19 protein-coding genes are annotated in these 15,924 nt (G+C 67.7%); 12 read left to right on the top strand and 7 right to left on the bottom strand.

Annotated features, from left to right (window positions below; genetic code table 11):
* Window positions 1-126: 126 nt before the first annotated feature.
* Window positions 127-372, bottom strand: a complete 246-nt coding sequence (locus tag G4G71_RS06570; RefSeq protein WP_169936301.1) for a hypothetical protein — start codon at window positions 370-372, stop codon at window positions 127-129.
* 134 nt (window positions 373-506) lie between these two features.
* Here G4G71_RS06570 and G4G71_RS06565 point away from each other — a divergent pair, with 134 nt between their 5' ends.
* Complete coding sequence (locus tag G4G71_RS06565) at window positions 507-2,531, top strand: NADPH-dependent 2,4-dienoyl-CoA reductase (protein WP_240964884.1); 2,025 nt, start codon at window positions 507-509, stop codon at window positions 2,529-2,531.
* A gap of 170 nt (window positions 2,532-2,701) precedes the next feature.
* Here G4G71_RS06565 and G4G71_RS06560 read toward each other — a convergent pair whose 3' ends face one another.
* Window positions 2,702-3,103, bottom strand: coding sequence for an SRPBCC family protein (locus tag G4G71_RS06560; protein WP_169936297.1), 402 nt, complete (start codon window positions 3,101-3,103; stop codon window positions 2,702-2,704).
* A gap of 126 nt (window positions 3,104-3,229) precedes the next feature.
* On the opposite strand from G4G71_RS06560, the gene G4G71_RS06555 reads away from it, so the two are divergent.
* The 8 genes from G4G71_RS06555 to G4G71_RS06520 all read left to right on the top strand — a co-directional run bounded on the left by G4G71_RS06555 (window position 3,230) and on the right by G4G71_RS06520 (window position 9,196).
* Window positions 3,230-3,679: a DMT family transporter gene (locus G4G71_RS06555; RefSeq protein ID WP_169936295.1), complete on the top strand. Its 450-nt coding sequence runs from the start codon at window positions 3,230-3,232 to the stop codon at window positions 3,677-3,679.
* 76 nt (window positions 3,680-3,755) lie between these two features.
* Window positions 3,756-4,337 (top strand): NUDIX hydrolase, encoded by a 582-nt coding sequence (locus G4G71_RS06550; protein ID WP_169936293.1) that lies wholly within the window; start codon window positions 3,756-3,758, stop codon window positions 4,335-4,337.
* Window positions 4,334-4,873 (top strand): isopentenyl-diphosphate Delta-isomerase, encoded by a 540-nt coding sequence (idi, locus tag G4G71_RS06545; protein WP_169936291.1) that lies wholly within the window; start codon window positions 4,334-4,336, stop codon window positions 4,871-4,873. Before G4G71_RS06550 ends, idi begins: the two co-directional genes overlap by 4 nt.
* An 81-nt stretch (window positions 4,874-4,954) precedes the next feature.
* Entirely contained in the window at window positions 4,955-5,356 is a 402-nt protein-coding gene (locus tag G4G71_RS06540; RefSeq protein WP_169936289.1) for a YkgJ family cysteine cluster protein, read from the top strand.
* A 157-nt stretch (window positions 5,357-5,513) separates the two neighbouring features.
* Entirely contained in the window at window positions 5,514-6,863 is a 1,350-nt protein-coding gene (locus G4G71_RS06535; RefSeq protein ID WP_169936287.1) for an MATE family efflux transporter, read from the top strand.
* A 17-nt stretch (window positions 6,864-6,880) separates the two neighbouring features.
* A complete protein-coding gene (locus G4G71_RS06530) occupies window positions 6,881-7,924 on the top strand; it encodes a sensor domain-containing diguanylate cyclase (protein ID WP_169936285.1) in 1,044 nt (347 codons plus the stop codon).
* Between the two features lie 36 nt (window positions 7,925-7,960).
* Entirely contained in the window at window positions 7,961-8,416 is a 456-nt protein-coding gene (locus G4G71_RS06525) for a DUF2214 family protein (protein ID WP_169936283.1), read from the top strand.
* Window positions 8,417-8,536: 120 nt separating this feature from the next.
* Complete coding sequence (locus G4G71_RS06520; RefSeq protein ID WP_169936281.1) at window positions 8,537-9,196, top strand: hypothetical protein; 660 nt, start codon at window positions 8,537-8,539, stop codon at window positions 9,194-9,196.
* Between the two features lie 6 nt (window positions 9,197-9,202).
* On the opposite strand, the gene G4G71_RS06515 is transcribed toward G4G71_RS06520, so the two are convergent.
* Genes G4G71_RS06515 through G4G71_RS06505 form a run of 3 tightly spaced genes read right to left on the bottom strand, consistent with a single transcriptional unit; the run spans window position 9,203 to window position 11,302 of the window.
* Window positions 9,203-10,048 carry an arylamine N-acetyltransferase family protein gene (locus G4G71_RS06515; protein ID WP_169936279.1) on the bottom strand — a complete coding sequence of 282 codons (846 nt, stop codon included), beginning with the start codon at window positions 10,046-10,048 and terminating at the stop codon, window positions 9,203-9,205.
* 22 nt (window positions 10,049-10,070) lie between these two features.
* A complete protein-coding gene (locus tag G4G71_RS06510) occupies window positions 10,071-10,565 on the bottom strand; it encodes a cupin domain-containing protein (protein WP_169936277.1) in 495 nt (164 codons plus the stop codon).
* A complete protein-coding gene (locus G4G71_RS06505) occupies window positions 10,562-11,302 on the bottom strand; it encodes an NAD-dependent epimerase/dehydratase family protein (RefSeq protein ID WP_169936275.1) in 741 nt (246 codons plus the stop codon). Before G4G71_RS06505 ends, G4G71_RS06510 begins: the two co-directional genes overlap by 4 nt.
* Before the next feature lie 186 nt (window positions 11,303-11,488).
* Here G4G71_RS06505 and G4G71_RS06500 point away from each other — a divergent pair, with 186 nt between their 5' ends.
* Window positions 11,489-12,049 (top strand): NADPH-dependent FMN reductase, encoded by a 561-nt coding sequence (locus G4G71_RS06500; protein ID WP_169936273.1) that lies wholly within the window; start codon window positions 11,489-11,491, stop codon window positions 12,047-12,049.
* 156 nt (window positions 12,050-12,205) lie between these two features.
* Window positions 12,206-12,955, top strand: a complete 750-nt coding sequence (locus G4G71_RS06495) for a hypothetical protein (protein WP_205896259.1) — start codon at window positions 12,206-12,208, stop codon at window positions 12,953-12,955.
* A gap of 4 nt (window positions 12,956-12,959) precedes the next feature.
* Here the strand turns inward: G4G71_RS06495 and G4G71_RS06490 are convergent, their stop codons facing one another.
* Together G4G71_RS06490 and cbpA are read right to left on the bottom strand one after the other, a co-directional pair.
* The gene (locus G4G71_RS06490) at window positions 12,960-13,262 is read right to left on the bottom strand and encodes a chaperone modulator CbpM (protein ID WP_024766161.1); all 303 of its coding nucleotides are present in this window, start codon (window positions 13,260-13,262) and stop codon (window positions 12,960-12,962) included.
* Window positions 13,259-14,227 carry a curved DNA-binding protein gene (cbpA, locus tag G4G71_RS06485; protein ID WP_169936271.1) on the bottom strand — a complete coding sequence of 323 codons (969 nt, stop codon included), beginning with the start codon at window positions 14,225-14,227 and terminating at the stop codon, window positions 13,259-13,261. The genes G4G71_RS06490 and cbpA overlap by 4 nt, the downstream gene beginning before the upstream one ends.
* 263 nt (window positions 14,228-14,490) lie before the next feature.
* On the opposite strand from cbpA, the gene pdxR reads away from it, so the two are divergent.
* Complete coding sequence (pdxR, locus tag G4G71_RS06480) at window positions 14,491-15,921, top strand: MocR-like pyridoxine biosynthesis transcription factor PdxR (protein ID WP_169936270.1); 1,431 nt, start codon at window positions 14,491-14,493, stop codon at window positions 15,919-15,921.
* Window positions 15,922-15,924 lie beyond the last annotated feature (3 nt).

The following is a 15,924-nucleotide window of genomic DNA, read 5'->3' as shown; positions in this document are numbered from 1 at the left end:
CCGGTGCATGGCCGGACCCTTGCTGCTTAAAAGATAGCCAAGCTGAGGCAATAAGCCAGTCTTCAGCCGGGCGCTGACCATGCACGCGGAGACTTTGCGGCGCATTGACGCGCGTCAGTGCGTCACTCAGAACGGACTGCTGAGTACCCCTAAATGGGCAACGGGCGGGTAGGCGCAGGAGATAGCTTCAGCATCGGAACGACAGGCGGACTGCGCGCGATCCGACTGAAGGGTTTCGTGCAGTCCGAGCAGGGCCACACCGATGAAGGCAGCGAGCAGGTAATGGCGCGCATGTCTTGTTCTTATCGCTTTCATGACGACCTCCGTCACTTCAGCCAGCGTTCGGGGCACGAAGCCCTGCCATGGGTTCAAGTCTGGAACCTGTGGCCAGTCTGTCAAATCGAAACGCTTGACCGAAATGCCTGAACGAGACGGCAGCCGGGCCGTTAACCGACCCACCGCTGGCCCATTAGGGTGGCAGGACCTGACTGCCCATGAGTGCTTCCATGTCGTCTGCCGCCTCGCCTTTCCCTCACCTGCTCGCCCCGCTCGACCTGGGTGCCCTCCAGCTGCGCAACCGCGTGGTCATGGGCTCGATGCATACCGGGCTGGAAGATCGCCTCTGGGACTTCGGCAAGCTCGCCGCCTACTACCGAGAGCGGGCACGCGGCGGCGTCGGCCTGATCATTACTGGCGGATTCGCGCCCAACCGCGAAGGCTGGCTGCTGCCGCTGGGCAGCAGCCTGACCAGCGGCCTGCAGGTGCCGGCGCACCGCCGCCTGACCCAGGCGGTGCACCGCGAGGGCGGGCGCATCCTGCTGCAAATCCTACATGCCGGGCGCTACGGCTATCACCCGCTGGTGGTCTCGGCCTCGCCGCTGAAATCGCCAATCAGCTGGTTCGCCCCGCGCGAACTCTCCGAGCGCGGCATCCTGCGCACCATCGCCGCCTTCGTGCGCTGCGCGAAGCTCGCCCACGCCGCCGGCTACGACGGCGTCGAGATCATGGGCAGCGAAGGCTACCTGCTGAACCAGTTCCTCTGCCCGCGCACCAACCAGCGCCAGGACCGCTGGGGCGGCGACCTGGGCAACCGCATGCGCCTGCCGCTGGAGATCGTCCGCCGCACACGTCGCGCCCTGGGAGAACGCTTCGTCGTCAGCTACCGCCTGTCGCTGCTCGACCTGGTGGAAGGCGGCAACAGCTGGGACGAGGTGCGCACCGTTGCACGAGCCCTGGAAGGCGCCGGCATCGACCTGCTCAACACCGGCGTCGGGTGGCACGAGTCGCGGGTGCCAACCATCGTGACCTCGGTGCCGCGCGCCGCCTTCGCCGAAGTCACCGCACGCCTGCGCCGTGAGTTGCGCGTGCCGGTGATCGCCAGCAACCGCATCAACACGCCGGAAGTCGCCGAGCGGCTGCTCGCCGAGGGCCACGCCGATCTCGTCTCCATGGCCCGGCCCCTGCTGGCCGACCCGCAGTTCGTGGAGAAAGCTGCCGCCGGGCGCGCGGACTCGATCAACACCTGCATCGCCTGCAACCAGGCCTGCCTGGACCACGCCTTTGCCAATCGCCGCGCCAGCTGCCTGGTCAACCCGCGCGCGGCGTTCGAGACCGAACTGCGCTACCGCAAGGCGCGCGTGCAAAAGCGCATCGCGGTGATCGGCGCGGGGCCTGCCGGGCTGTCCGCCGCCTGCGTCGCCGCCGAGCGCGGGCACCGGGTAACGCTGTTCGAAGCCGCCGGGGAGATCGGCGGGCAGTTCAACCTGGCCAAGCGCGTGCCGGGCAAGGAGGAATTCCACGAGACGCTGCGCTACTTCGCCGTACGCCTGGGTGAACTGGGTGTCGAGGTGCAACTGGGCCGGCGCATCCGGCGCGGCGAACTGAGCGGCGAGTACGACGAGGTGATAGTCGCCACCGGCATCCAGCCGCGCACGCCGTCGATTCCGGGCATCGGCCACGCCAAGGTGCTCAGCTACCTCGACGTGCTGCGTGGCGCAGCGGTGGGCGCGAAGGTCGCGCTGATCGGCGCCGGTGGCATCGGCTTCGACGTCGCCAGCTTCCTGCTCACCGAGCGTGATGGTCCGCAGCCGCTGGGCGAGTGGCTCGGCCAGTGGGGCATCGATCTGGACAACGCCACTGCGGGCGGCCTGATCCCGCCTGTCGCCCCCGCATCGCGCCGGCAGCTCTGGCTGCTGCAACGCAAGGCCGGCCAGCCCGGCGCCGGGCTGGGCAAGACCAGCGGCTGGGTGCACCGTGCGCACCTCAGGCATCACGGTGTGCGAATGCTTGGCGGCGTCGAGTACCTGCGCATCGACGATGACGGCCTGCACGTCCGTGTCGATGGCCAGGAGCAATGCCTGGCCGTGGACAACGTGGTGATCTGCGCCGGCCAGGAACCCCTCCTGGAACTGCAACCGACACTGGCGGCGGAGAACCTGCGCTACCACGTCATCGGCGGCGCCAGCGTGGCGCGGGAGCTGGATGCCAAACGGGCCATCCGCGAGGGCGCCGAACTGGCCGCGCGGTTGTAACGACGTTATCCATGATGCTCTGGCGTGGCGGAGGCCCATCGCGGACAGAGTCCGCTCCTACACCAGCTTTAGCATGTGGGTAGGAGCGGATTCATCCGCGATCGCTTGAGGCAGTGCTGGAATCCCATCTTGGGCTCGCGCCCATGGGGAGCTCCTACAGGTCCGAGCAGTCAACCCTCCAGCAACACCTTGATCGCCTGCAGGTCGCGCTCGACCCACTGGGCGTCGCGTTCGAAGGTGGCGTCGTCCATCTGCGGCTGGCGCAGCAGGGTCAACTGCAACTCGCAGCCATCGCCATTGGGGATCAAGCGCAGCGGGATATGAATGGCCGGCGCCTGCTCGGGCAGCACGTCGTGGTCCAGCACGCCGAACCCGTTGCGCGGCGAGAAGCGCACGCGCAGGGGCCCCTGGGGTGTCTGCGCCAGCCACAGGTCGCCTTCAAGCGGCGCGATGGCGCTGCACAGCCCGGAAGCCCAGTAGGGGAAATTCTTCGGGTCGGCGAGGAAGTCGTAGGCCGCATCGCGAGTCCGCTCGATGCGGATGCTGAAGACGCGGGAAGCGCGGGTGGCCATGATCGGGACCTCCATCGGGACGGGAGCAATGCTCCGGTCTGGTGCATACTACGCGGCTACATTTCATCCTTCGACCGCAGGCCGGCCCGTCGCCGCTCTGCCCGCGAACCGCTTCCGGAGTTTCCCATGCCTACACCGCCCTGGTGGCTGTTCGTCCTGCCGCTGATCGCCGGAGCCTGCCTGCCGTTGCAGGCGGGCATCAACGGCCAGTTGGCCAAGCAGGTGTCCAGCGTACTGGCCGCCGCGCTGATTTCCTTCTTCGTCGGCATGCTCGGCCTGCTCGCGCTGACCCTGGCCAACCGTGAATTCCCCAGCCTCGCAGCGATGCGCGGGATGCCCTGGTGGCAGTGGTGCGGCGGCTTCCTGGGGATGTTCTTCATCTTCATCGCCGCTTTCGCCGCGCCGCGCGTCGGTGCGCTGATGTTCATGGTGCTGGTGCTCGCCGGGCAACTGGGCATGGCGCTGGCCCTGGACCACTTCGGCTGGGCCGGCTTCAAGGAAGCGCCGGTCAGCGCCATGAAGGTCGCCGGCATGGTCGCCATCGCCATCGGTATCTGGATGATCCGCAGGGGCTGAGCGGACCGACGGGCGGGCCCGACAACCAAGCCACACTGGCTATGCTGCTGGGACCCGGACCGTGCCGAGTCACGCCATGGATACACTCCCGCACAGCGACGAGCCGTCGGAATGGCTATTCGGCTCCCGCACCTTCAACCTGCGTCGCGACAGCCTGCGCTGGCCGGGCCGCGACGAGCCGGAAACCGCCTACGTTCTCGAGTACCCGGACTGGGTCAATGCCACGGCGCTGACCCGCGATGGCGAGCTGCTCCTCGTGCGCCAGTACCGCCATGGCGTTCGAGGCTGGGTAGTGGAGCTGCCCGGCGGCTGGGTCAAGCCGGACGACGCCGACCGCGAACATGCCATTCGGCGCGAGCTGCTGGAGGAGACCGGCTATGTGTTCGACCAGGTCGAGCCGTTGCTGTCGCTCTCACCCAACCCCGGCACCCATGACAACCTCCTGCATGCCTTCCTTGCCACGGGCGGGCAACGGGTACGCGAACCGCAGCCGGACGATGACGAACACATCTTCGTGCTGACGCTGCCGCTGACGGAGGTGCAGACGCGCCTGCTGGACGGCTCGCTGCTCGACAACGGCCACCTCAGTTGCCTGCTACTGGGCCTGATGCGCCTGGGCCGGCTGCATTTCGGATTCCCCGAGGGAGATCTTGCATGACGGATATCCAGGTGATTCTGGTCGACGAACACGACAACCCCGTCGGCACACTGGAGAAACTCGAGGCGCACCGTCAGGGCCTGCGGCATCGGGCCATCTCGGTCTATCTGTTCAACACGGCAGGGGAACTGCTGCTGCAACGCCGCGCGCAAGCCAAGTACCACTGCGGCGGGCTGTGGAGCAACAGTTGCTGTGGCCACCCCTACCCCGACGAAACCGCGCTCAACGCCGCCGAACGCCGGCTGGGCGAGGAGATGGGTGTCCATGTACACCTGCACAAGTTGTTCGAGTTCAGCTACTGCCTGGAGCTGCCCGGCGGCCTCATCGAAAACGAGTACGGGCATATCTTCGCTGCCGTGGACAATCAGCCGCCCCACCCCGATCCCGAGGAGGCCGATGACTTCCGTTACATCAGCCTGGCCGACCTGGAAGTGGAAATGGCCGCCGCCCCGGACCGCTTCACCCCCTGGTTCCGCCTCTGCTATCCAGCGCTCAACGCCCACCTGCGGGAGCACGGCGGGTTGGCAGCACTCTGAGGCCCTTCGTCGAAAGAGCGCGCAATTGTTCCGCCTCACCACTATGATGCGCGCCTTCGCAACGCCCCGCCGAATGCCCCCATGAGAAAACCACCGCTGATCGCCAACGCCGAACTGGACCGCCTGGAAACCTGGGCCAAGTACACCTCGGGCCTGTGCAAGGACTGCAACGCCACCTGCTGCACCATGCCGGCGGAAGTGAACGTCAACGACCTGATCCGGATCGGCGTGGTCGACGAATTCGAGCGCGACGAACCGGCGAAGAACATCGCCAAGCGCCTGCTGAAGGAAGGCGTCGTCGAGCGCTTCAACCAGAAGAGCGGCATCTTCACCCTGACCCGCACCAGCAACGGCGACTGCTACTTCCTCGACCGCAAGACCCGCCTCTGCAGCGTCTACGCCAAGCGCCCGGACACCTGCCGCAACCACCCGCAGGTCGGCCCGCGCCCTGGCTACTGCGCCTATCGCAAGAAGACCGGCTGAGCGCCCAGGGCGCTTTCTGCTTTTCGTAGGAACGAGGGGGGCGCATAGCCCTTGCTCGCGAACCTGCAAGGCACGGTGCTATGCGGTTCGCGAGCAAGCTCGCTCCTACAGCCCCTGAGGTGGCTCGCTATACTGCGGGCCTGCTCAGGAGCCCCGAATGAATTCCCTGCTCGAAGCCTGGCGGCATTCACCGACCCACCGCCGTGTCTGGGCGCTCGCCGCGCCGATGATCCTCTCCAACGTCTCCGTGCCGCTGGTCACCCTGGTCGACAGCGCGGTGATCGGCCACCTGCCACACGCGCACCAGCTGGGCGCCGTCGCCGTCGGCGGCGGGCTCTATACGCTGCTGGTGGGAGTGCTGGGCTTCCTGCGCATGGGCACCACCGGTTTCTCCGCGCAGGCGGCTGGACGCGACGACGGCGGAGCGCTGCGACGGATTCTCGGCCAGGGCCTGCTGCTCGCACTGGGACTGGCGCTGCTGCTCGGCGTGCTGGCGGTGCCGCTGACCGGTCCGGCACTGGGGCTGATGCGCCCGTCTGCCGAGCTGGATGCGCTGGCTCGCGAATTCTTCCACATCCGCCTGTTCGGCCTGCCGGCAGCGCTGGCCACCTACGCACTGGTCGGCTGGTTCCTCGGGACGCAGAACGCCCGCGCGCCACTGGCGATCCTGCTGACCACCAACGTCATCAACATCGTTCTCAGCCTCTGGTTCGTGATCGGCCTGGGCTGGGGCGTGGGCGGTGCGGCGAAGGCCTCCGTGCTCGCCGAGTGGAGTGGCGCCCTGCTCGGCCTGGCGCTGACCCGCAGGACCCTGGCGCGTTACTCCGGCCAGCCGGACTGGTCACGCCTGCGCGCCTGGGCCAGTTGGCGCCCGCTGCTGATGGTCAACCGCGACATCTTCATCCGCAGCCTGGCGCTGCAGGGCGTGTTCTTCCTGCTGACGGTGCAGGGCACGCGCCTGGGCGACGCCACGGTGGCCGCCAATGCCTTGCTGCTGAACGGGCTGATGGTCACGTCCTACGCCCTCGACGGCCTCGCCCATGCGGTGGAGGCCCTGTGCGGGCATGCCATCGGCGGCCGCGACCGTACTGCGCTGCGCCGTTCGCTGGTGGTCGCCTGCGGCTGGTCACTGATCGCCAGCCTGCTGTTCGTTGCCCTTTTCAGCTTCGCCGGGCACCTGTTCATCGCCCTGCAGAGCGACATCCCCGAAGTACGCGCCACCGCCGACCAGTACCTGCCCTACCTCGCCTGCCTGCCGCTGATCGGCATGTGGAGCTATCTGCTCGACGGCCTGTTCATCGGCGCCACCCGCGCCCGCGAGATGCGCAACGCCATGCTGCTCGCCTGCGCCGCCAGCCTGCCGCTGGGCATCGCGCTGCAGGGCTGGGGAAATCACGGTTTATGGCTAACCTTCCTATGCTTCATGTTGCTGCGCGGCGCGATCCTCGCCCTCTACGCCTGGAGGCTCACGCGCCAAGATGCCTGGCAGGTGCCTGCCAGCCCCTGAACCTGTGAGGAAACGCCATGCCGGCTTGTCCCATTCCCGTTGACGAACACCTGCGTCAGCAGACCCTGGATGAGATGAACCTGCTCGACACCCCGGCCGAGCATTACCTGGATACCCTGGTCCAGCTGACCCAGGATCTGGTGAAGGTCGATACCGTGCTGATCAGCCTGATCGACCAGGACCGCCAGTGGTTCAAGGCCCGCGTCGGCCTGGACGCCAACGAGACGACGCGCGACGTGTCTTTCTGCGGCTACGCGATTCTCGGCGAGGACACCCTGCTGGTACCCGACGCCACCCTCGACGCGCGCTTCGCCGACAACCCGCTGGTCCTCGGCCCGCCCTACATCCGCTTCTACGCCGGGCGCCCGCTGCGCGCCGGCAATGGCCAGGCCATCGGCACCCTGTGCATGGTCGACCCGCGCCCGCGCAGCATGACCCAGGCGCAGCAGGCCAATTTCCGCGACCTCGCCACCCTCGCCGAGGGCTACCTGCAACTGCGCACACTGATCCAGAACAACCGCGACCTGCGCGTGGAGATGGACCGCGAACAGCGCAAGGCCCTGCTCGATCCACTGACGCAGCTGTGGAACCGCGGCGGCCTGCTGACCTTCCAGGAGCGCGAATGCCGGATGGCGCGGGAAAGCCATGCGCAGCTGGGCGTGCTCTATGCCGACCTCGACTTCTTCAAGTCGATCAACGACCAGCATGGCCATGCCGCCGGTGACCAGGTGCTGTGCGAATGTGCCCGCCGCCTGCGCGCCGCGCTACGCCCCGACGACCTGCTGGTGCGCCAGGGCGGAGAGGAGTTCGTCGCGCTGCTCAAGGTGAAGGACGGCGAGGAACTGCAGCGGGTCGCCGAGCGCGTGCGCCAATTGATCGGCAACGAGCCGGTGCAGCTGTCCAGCGGGCCGCTGCCGGTGAGCCTGAGCATCGGCTGCACCCTGCTGGCCGGTGAGGAAGCCGTGGACCAGGCACTGGAACGCGCCGACGCCGCGCTTTACAGTGCCAAGCAGGCCGGACGCAACCGGGTGGTTTTCCACGCGTCATCGGCCCAAGCCTGAATCCCCAATAAGAAGGCCCCATCCGAGGAAGCCTCCATGGCCCAAGCCATTGCCGCATACCTGCACTACCTGTCGATCTTCATCCTGTTCGCCCTGCTGGTGCTGGAGCACCAGTTGTTCCGCCTGCCGCTGGACCTGTCGCGGGCACGCAGCCTGGTCATCGTCGACCTCGCCTACGGCGCCTGCGCCGGCCTGGTCCTGCTGACCGGCGCGGCACGTGTGGTGTGGTTCGCCAAGGGCACCGAGTACTACCTGCACAACAGCATCTTCCACGCCAAGATCGGCCTGTTCGTGCTGGTGGCACTGCTGTCGATCCTGCCGACCATGACCTTCCTCAACTGGCGCAACGAGCTCAAGGCCGGGCGCGTGCCGGCGCCCAGCGAGCGCCAGGCAAAGCTGGTGATCATGACCATCCGCGTCGAATTGCTCGCGCTGCTGATCCTGCCGCTGCTGGCGAGCCTGATGGCGCGCGGTTTCGGGATGATCGGTTGAGCCGCGGATAGCTCCGCCTGGTCTGCCATTTTCCTACAAACAATCGAGACCAGTCCGATTCAGGCGCCGTTCTGATCGGCGGATGCTCCTGTGCAGTTGCAACTGCTGCAGGCCCCTTGCATGTTCCGTCCCCTTCTAACACTCATCCGGCGCGCTTCATCCCCGGCCCTCGTCCTGCTTGCCACCGCCCTGGGCGGCTGCGCCAGTGACGAGTTCACCCTGGAGGCCGACCTGCCCGGCGACTTCCAACTGGCGGGCGACGCCGAGTACATCCAGTCCGCCGGCAACAGCTGCCCGGGTGCGACGGGACAGAACCTCAGGCATCGCCTGTTCAATACCCCGGGGCATGCGGCGCGACCGCAGCGAGTGAGCTTTCAGGTGCCGCTGAGCACAAGAGCCGAGGGTTGCGTCCTTCAGCTCAGCCGCATACAGATCCAGCTCGATGGCGAGTCCGCCGTCCACCCCAATGACGCCGTGCAGCCGGACTTGGCCTTCGCCATCCTGACAGTCCGAGAGCATCTGCCGGCGAGCGTCTGGGAACCGCCGCGCAAGGGTGCAATCATCTTCGACGGCCAATGCCGCTGGCAGCTCCCGCCGACCGGGGCCGGCACCACCATCGAGCGGCGACTGCAATGCAGCGCCTCGGACCTGCAAGGCCGCTGGTTCGACGCCACGCCGGGCGGAACGCTGCGGCGCAGTGACCTGGCGGGGCGTACCGTGCGCCTGGCCATCGGTGCGGCACCCGACGTACCCGCCACCGTCACCGCTTCCGGTCAATAACCCCTCTCAGCTGTTCGGCGGCAACAGCTGCGCCAGCCGCATGCGCAGGGCCTCGATCTCTCCCGGCGCGGGCTGCAGGTGGAAGCGCTGGCGCAGGACTGCCAGCAGCTCATCCGCGTCAGCGATGTTGGACTGCTCGACATCACCTTCCGCCGTCCGCCGGCTGAACTGCCCGTTGAGCAGCGACAACCGCGCCCCCTCTTCGCTCAGCGCCACGCGCAGGGAATTGCGGAACACGCTCTGCGGGTAGGTCGAGGTGTACCAGTTGCGCATGGTGTAATCGGCCCAGTGCTGGGCCTCCAGGGTGAAGTGGTAAAGCGTCTGCCAGCCAGACGCAGAGCGTGTCGCCATCTCCAGTTCTCCATCCGCCCTGCGGCTGATGCGCCAGCCACCGGGCAGCTCCTCATCCACACGCAACGGCAGGGCGCGCGGCGAGGCCGGACCGCCGAAACCGATATCCACCAGGTGCGCACCTTCCTCCAGGTCGACCCGCAGCAGCAGGTGGGTCTGCGGCGTCAGCGGCGCATCCGCCGCAAGCCCCCAGCGCACCCTCGCCACCAGCAGCGTCACCCGGTAATCCAGGCTGCTCAGCAGGCGGGCGAACAGGCTGTTGAGCTCGAAGCAGTAGCCGCCGCGATGACGCTCGACGACTTTCTCGAACACCGCTTCCGGCTCGATCAGGACCGGCTTGTCCAGCAGGACGTCGAGGTTCTCGAAGGGCAGTTGGTGCAGCGCGGCAACGATCAGCCGGTCGAGGTTTTCCAGGGTCGGTGCGGGGCGCTCCGACGGCAGGCCGAGGCGCGCCAGGGTTGCATCGAGCTGGGCAGTGTCGAAGGGGGTGAGCGGGGTCATGCGAGTCTCCTTTCGCGAAGCATCAAGGTGTGCTCCGGGCAGTGGGTTCGGGAATCACCAGCGGCCCGCAATTCTCTTCGCTGACGATCACCGCCAGCAGCCGCGCGGGCTCACTGGCGCTGGGGTTCTCAGCGAAGAGGTGCAGCTCGCGGCTGGGCTCGAACCAGGTTTCACCCGGTCCGTAAGTCTGTGCCGGCAGGCCCTGCATCTGCGAGCGGACCTGGCCGCTGAGCACGATGGCAGTCACCGCGCCGGGATGGCGGTGAGCGTGCGTGAAGCCCCTGGGCGGGAAATCTACCTGCAACGTGGTGACGACCTTGCCGGGCATGTCCGCCAGCGGCTCGCAGGAAAGGCGCCTCACCTGCGTGGCCGGGCGCACGTCGGCGGAGTGTCCGGCATGGCTTTCGGCAAGATGCACCACGGGACGCGAAGCGGGTTGCCAGAGCAGTGCACCCGCCGCAACGGCCGCCACCAGTGCCAACCCGATGCGCCACTCACGGCCCACGGCCAGGTTCATGCCGAGGCCCCCGCCAGGCGGAAGCCCGGCTGCCAGCCAAGCCGATGGCGGGCCTTGGCAGAGCTGACCTCGACGTCCTGCTCGGCGATGTTGTAGACGCCGTGGGCGCCCCACTCCAGCGCCAGCAGTGCGGCGCGAGCCGCGTCATCGACATGCACGGACAGACGCGGATCAGCCGTTTCAGCCCCTGTTCCAGGGCCATAGAGCCGGCCGTAGCGCAGCACGATGCCTTCCATCGGTTGAGCGCCGAGCACGGCATTTTCCAGCGCTGCTACGCCGCCGACACTGATGGCGCGCGGGCCTTCGGCGCCAAGGTCCAGCGGTTGCTCCTCGTGCAATGGCTGCTCGCCGGCCCGGTAGGCCCAGGCAATGCTCTGCGCGACCATGCGCTCGACGCCGGCGGCACGCGCAGCCGCCACCAGGTTGGCGGTGCCCTCGCGGCGAACACGGGCATTGCGCGGTTGGGCGGCGGACATCTGCGCCGGGTCGAGACCGGCCGGCAGATCGGTCAGCTGATGGATCACCCAGCGCGGCCCGAACGCCTGCACGGCGTCCCGCAGGCCGTCGCCATCGAAGACATCCAGCACCAGCGCGCGAGCGCCGGCAGCCTCGATGCGAGCGGCGCGCTCCGGCGAGCGGCTGATCGCCAGCACCTCGTAGCCACGCTCCAGCAACAAGGGCAGCAGGCGCTGGCCAATGGCACCGCTGGCGCCGGCGAAAAACACTTTCATGCACATGGTGGACCTCGACTCGGGCGGTTCAGGACATGGCCTCACTCTAGGAGCGCCATGCCCCACTCCACAGAGCCAAGATCGCACTGAATGACTGGGACATGCGACTTGCCTTCTTGACCCAGGTCCGGGCAGGACCGCCGGCATCGTCTATAACAAACGGCTCAACTACCGCTTTCCCGAGGAGTCGTCATGAGCCAAGTCTTCGATGTTGCCGTGGTCGTCGGCAGCCTGCGCAAGGAATCCCTGAACCGCAAGATCGCCAAGGCCTTCGCCGCCCTGGCGCCGGCCAACCTGAAGCTGGAAATCGTGGAGATCGGCGACCTGCCGCTGTACAACGAAGAGCTCGACGTAGGCACCGCGCCCGCCAGCTACACCGCTTTTCGCGAGCGCATCGCCCGTGCTGACGCGGTGCTTTTCGTCACGCCCGAGTACAACCGCTCGGTGCCGGGCGTGCTGAAGAACGCCATTGACGTCGGCTCCCGGCCGTACGGCAAGAGCGCCTGGAACGCCAAGCCCTGCGCCGTGGTCAGCGCATCGCCGGGCGCCATCGGCGGCTTCGGCGCCAACCACCACCTGCGCCAGTCCCTGGTGTTCCTCAACATGCCGGTGCTGCAGCAACCCGAGGCCTACCTGGGCGGTGCCGGTGCCTTCTTCGACGAAGCCGGCAAGCTGTCCGAGAAGACCCAGCCCTTCCTGCAGAGCATCATCGACGCCTTCGCCGGCTGGATCGAACAGAACCAGCCACGCTGATCGTTCACCGCGCCGGCCCCCGCCGGCGCCCTCTTCCGCCAATCTGTGCAACCGGTCGCAGGCTTCCAGGCGAGGCCCCGATAACAGCCACTTCAGCTGGCTGCGCACTGCCCCGCGCGCCATGGTTCAGGGCCGATTCCCATGCCTTGACCGATCATGTCGCTGCGCCTCATCGCCCTCTGTGCCTTTGCCCTGCTCGCTGCCTGCAGCTCCCCGCCGGTGAAGAAAGACGTCCACGGCGAGGATTTCAGCTCCGGTCAGTTGCTGCAGAGCGACGCCAACCGGGCCGCCAACCTGGCCATGCGCGACAACCTGGAAAGCCTGTCGCTGCTACTGGACAAGCTCTACAAGCGCAACCCACGGGAATGGAAGAAGACCGGCGCCGCCAGCCGCGATGAGGCACACAAGGCGGTGATGGATGCCATCACCGGGAACAGCCCACTGGCCGGGCTGAAGGAGCAGAAATCCGTCGCCGTGCTGCCCCTGGCTTTCGACGCCAGCTTCACGGGCGACCGCGCCGGCACGCTGATCTACGGGTTGGGCAGCATGCTGATGGAACTCTACGGCGGCACCACGACCCAGCACCTGCTCAGCGGGCTGGATTCGCAGAAGACCGCCAATGCCGCCTGGAACATCGAGGTTGCCGCCTGGTTGCTGGCCAGCCGCGAAGACGCCCAGGGGCAGCCCCTGCTGCTATCGAACGAGATCAGCGAAAAGGGGCGCAACCTGTCCTTCGAGCGCGAATTCGGCCGCATCGCCGGACGCCTGGAGCTGCTGGCGCAGATGACCAACGAAAGCCTGCGACGCAGCGGCATCAACTATGTGCAAGGCATCCTCGCCGCGCCGATCATCGGCCTGGTGCAGTTCATCCCGCTGGATGCCGCCACGGCGGCGGCATCGCAGTAGCGGCCTAGTCTTCCAGCAGGCGCGCCAGGCGCTGGCGCAGGTAACGGTTCTCCGCGCGCAGTTCGTCGACCTCGTCCAGCAGGCGCAACGCCAGGGCGATGCCCGGCCAATCCAGTTCGAATTCACGGCGTAGGCGCACGGCACGACGCACCACGCTGACCGCCTGGTAATCGAAAACCCAGTGCCCTGCGCCTTGCTCACGGGGCTCCACGATGCCCACCTCGACGATCTCGACGAGCACGTCGCGGGGGAGGTTCACCGACTGGCAGAGCTCGTCGAGGTCCACCACCATCACTGTCGTCGTCATGCGCGTTTACCCCAATCGGCACGGGGGTCGAAGGCCGCCTTGGCAGCCAGTTCTTCCCAGAGTTTGCGTGTCGCGTCATCCGCAGTCTTCGGCATCACCACCTTGAGCACGGCGTACAAGTCGCCGGCGGCGGCATCGCCCTTGTTCGGCAGGCCCTTGCCCTTGATGCGCAGGCGTTGGCCGGCCTGGCTGTTGGCCGGAATGCCGAGGTTGATCCGGCCGCCCAGGGTGGGCACTTCCACCTTGGCGCCGAGCGCCGCTTCCCAGGGCGCCACCGGCACGGTGACGATCAGGTCGCGGCCATCGACGTCGAACACCGGGTGCGGTACCAGGCGAATCACCAGGTACAGGTCGCCCGCCGGCCCGCCATTGACGCCTGGCGCGCCCTGCCCCTTGAGGCGGATGCGTTCGCCGTCGGCGGTGCCCACGGGGATCTTCACGTTCAGCGTCTTGTTCTGCGGCGGCAGCTTGCGACCGTACTCGTCGTAGCTGGGCAGGCTGAAGCTGATCGGCCGGCTCTCGCCGGACAGGGTCTCCTCGAGGAACAGCGGCACTTCCATCTCGATGTCCTGGCCACGGTGCTGGCGCGGTTGGCGGGCGCCACCGAAGCCGCCCTGGGGGCCGCCTGCGCGGGCACCGAAGATCTGCTCGAAGAAGTCGCTGAAGTCCTGCTCGTGCCCCGGCGGCGGGCCGTCGAAGCCCCCGCGCGGCTGCCAGCCGGGCGGCGCCTCGAATTGCGGCCCCTGCGGGCCGTAGCGGCGCAGCTCATCGTACTCGGCGCGCTTTTCCGGGCTTTTCAGCACTTCGTAGGCCTCGGAGACGTCCTTGAATTTCGCCTCGGCGTCCGGCTCCTTGCTGACGTCTGGATGGTACTTGCGCGCGAGCTTGCGGTAGGCGGTCTTGATCGCCTTGTCGTCGGCGTCGGGTTCGACCCCGAGCGCGGCGTAATAGTCCTTGAATTCCATCGGTAGCGGTCACTCCTCACATGCGTTGGACCTGTCGGCGCCTGGGACACGGGGGATTCGCGCGGGCAGCCGGAGCCGCTGCGCGCACTGCGAGGCGAACAGGTGGAAAAAGCGGGTTCTGCCCTACCAGATGGAGGCGTCGCGCCCGCTTTTCAACACTGCCTGCAAGCCTAGACGCTGATCCTGCATCGGGTCTGCCGGGACGACTTGATACCGGTCATGGCATAGTCACCTTCCCCACTTCCTCACGAACCTTCCAGGCCATGAGCGCGCCCACCGACTCGTTCCGCCAGCCGCTGGACCCGAGCCACGAGCTGCCGATCTATCGGCAACTCTATGAGCGCATCCGCGACGCCATCACCCGTGGCGCACTGCGGCCGGGCGAGCGCGTGCCGCCGGTGCGCGGCCTGGCCGGCGAACTGGGCGTGGCGCGCGGCACGGTGGAGCTCGCCTACCAGTTGCTGACCAGCGAGGGCTATCTGCTGGCGCGCGGTCCGGCCGGCACGGTGGTCTCCCCGCAACTCGCCGGCCGCACGGAAAGCGCACCGCCCGTGGCCATCGCCCCGGCGACCGTGGAACGCAGCCTGCCCGGCCTGATCGCCCACGGCCCCGCCCTGCGGCCGTTCCAGCTCGGCGTGCCGGCGCTGGACGCCTTCCCCCGCGCGCTCTGGTCACGCCTGTGCGCACGCCGACTGCGCCAGCAAAGCGCATCGATGCTCGCCTACCCGGAACCCTGCGGCTACGGCCCGCTGCGCGAGGCGGTGGCGGGCTACCTGGGCATCTCCCGCGGCATCGCCTGCGACCCGGCACAGGTATTCATCTGCGCCGGTTACCAGGGTGCACTGGACCTGATCAGCCGCACCTTGTTGGAGCCCGGCCAGCGCTTCTGGCACGAGGACCCCGGCTACCCGCGCGGCCGCGAACTGCTGCGCCGCGCCGGCGGTGTGCCGGTGCCGGTCGCGGTGGATGGCGATGGCCTGCGCGTGGAGGACGGCATCGCCCGCGCGCCGGACGCGCGCTTCGCACTGATCACCCCGTCGCAGCAAAGCCCCACCGGCGTCGCCCTCAGCCTGCCACGGCGCCTGGCCCTGCTGGACTGGGCGGCGAGCAGCGGCGCCTGGATCGTCGAGGACGACTACGACAGCGAATACCGCTACGCCGGCTTCCCCCTGCCGGCACTGAAAAGCCTCGACCGCGCCGGCCGCGTGCTCTACACCGGCACCTTCAGCAAGGTGCTCTATCCGGCGCTGCGTCTGGGCTATCTCGTAGTACCGGCGGAGCTGGTGGAAGACTTCGTGCGCGCCCAGCAGGTGTTCACGTCGGGCTGCGCCGAGCTGCTCCAGGCGACCCTCTGCGACTTCATGCAGGAAGGCCATTTCGCCCGTCACCTCAAGCGCACCCGCACGCTCTACGCCCAGCGCCGTCAGTGGCTGCGCAGTGCGCTGGAGGATCGCCTGGGCGAACACCTGCGCTTCGCCGATACGCCCGGTGGCCTGCACCTGATCGGCGCGCTGGAACAGGATGACCTCGCCGTCGCCCGCCGCGCCCACGCGGACGGCCTCGGTTTGCAAGCGCTGAACGCCTGGTGCGTGGAGGCCAGGCGCGAACCGGCATTGCTCATGAGCTTCACCAACGTCACCGACGAGAAGCTCGCCGGTCGCCTGGCAGAGCGGTTGGTGCCGTTGCTGGGCTGAAGG

It is taken from the genome of Pseudomonas multiresinivorans, from assembly GCF_012971725.1.
Classification (GTDB): Bacteria; Pseudomonadota; Gammaproteobacteria; order Pseudomonadales; family Pseudomonadaceae; genus Pseudomonas; species Pseudomonas multiresinivorans.
The sequence above is the reverse complement of the archived record's forward strand: the minus strand, read 5'-3'. Positions and strand labels throughout refer to the sequence as shown.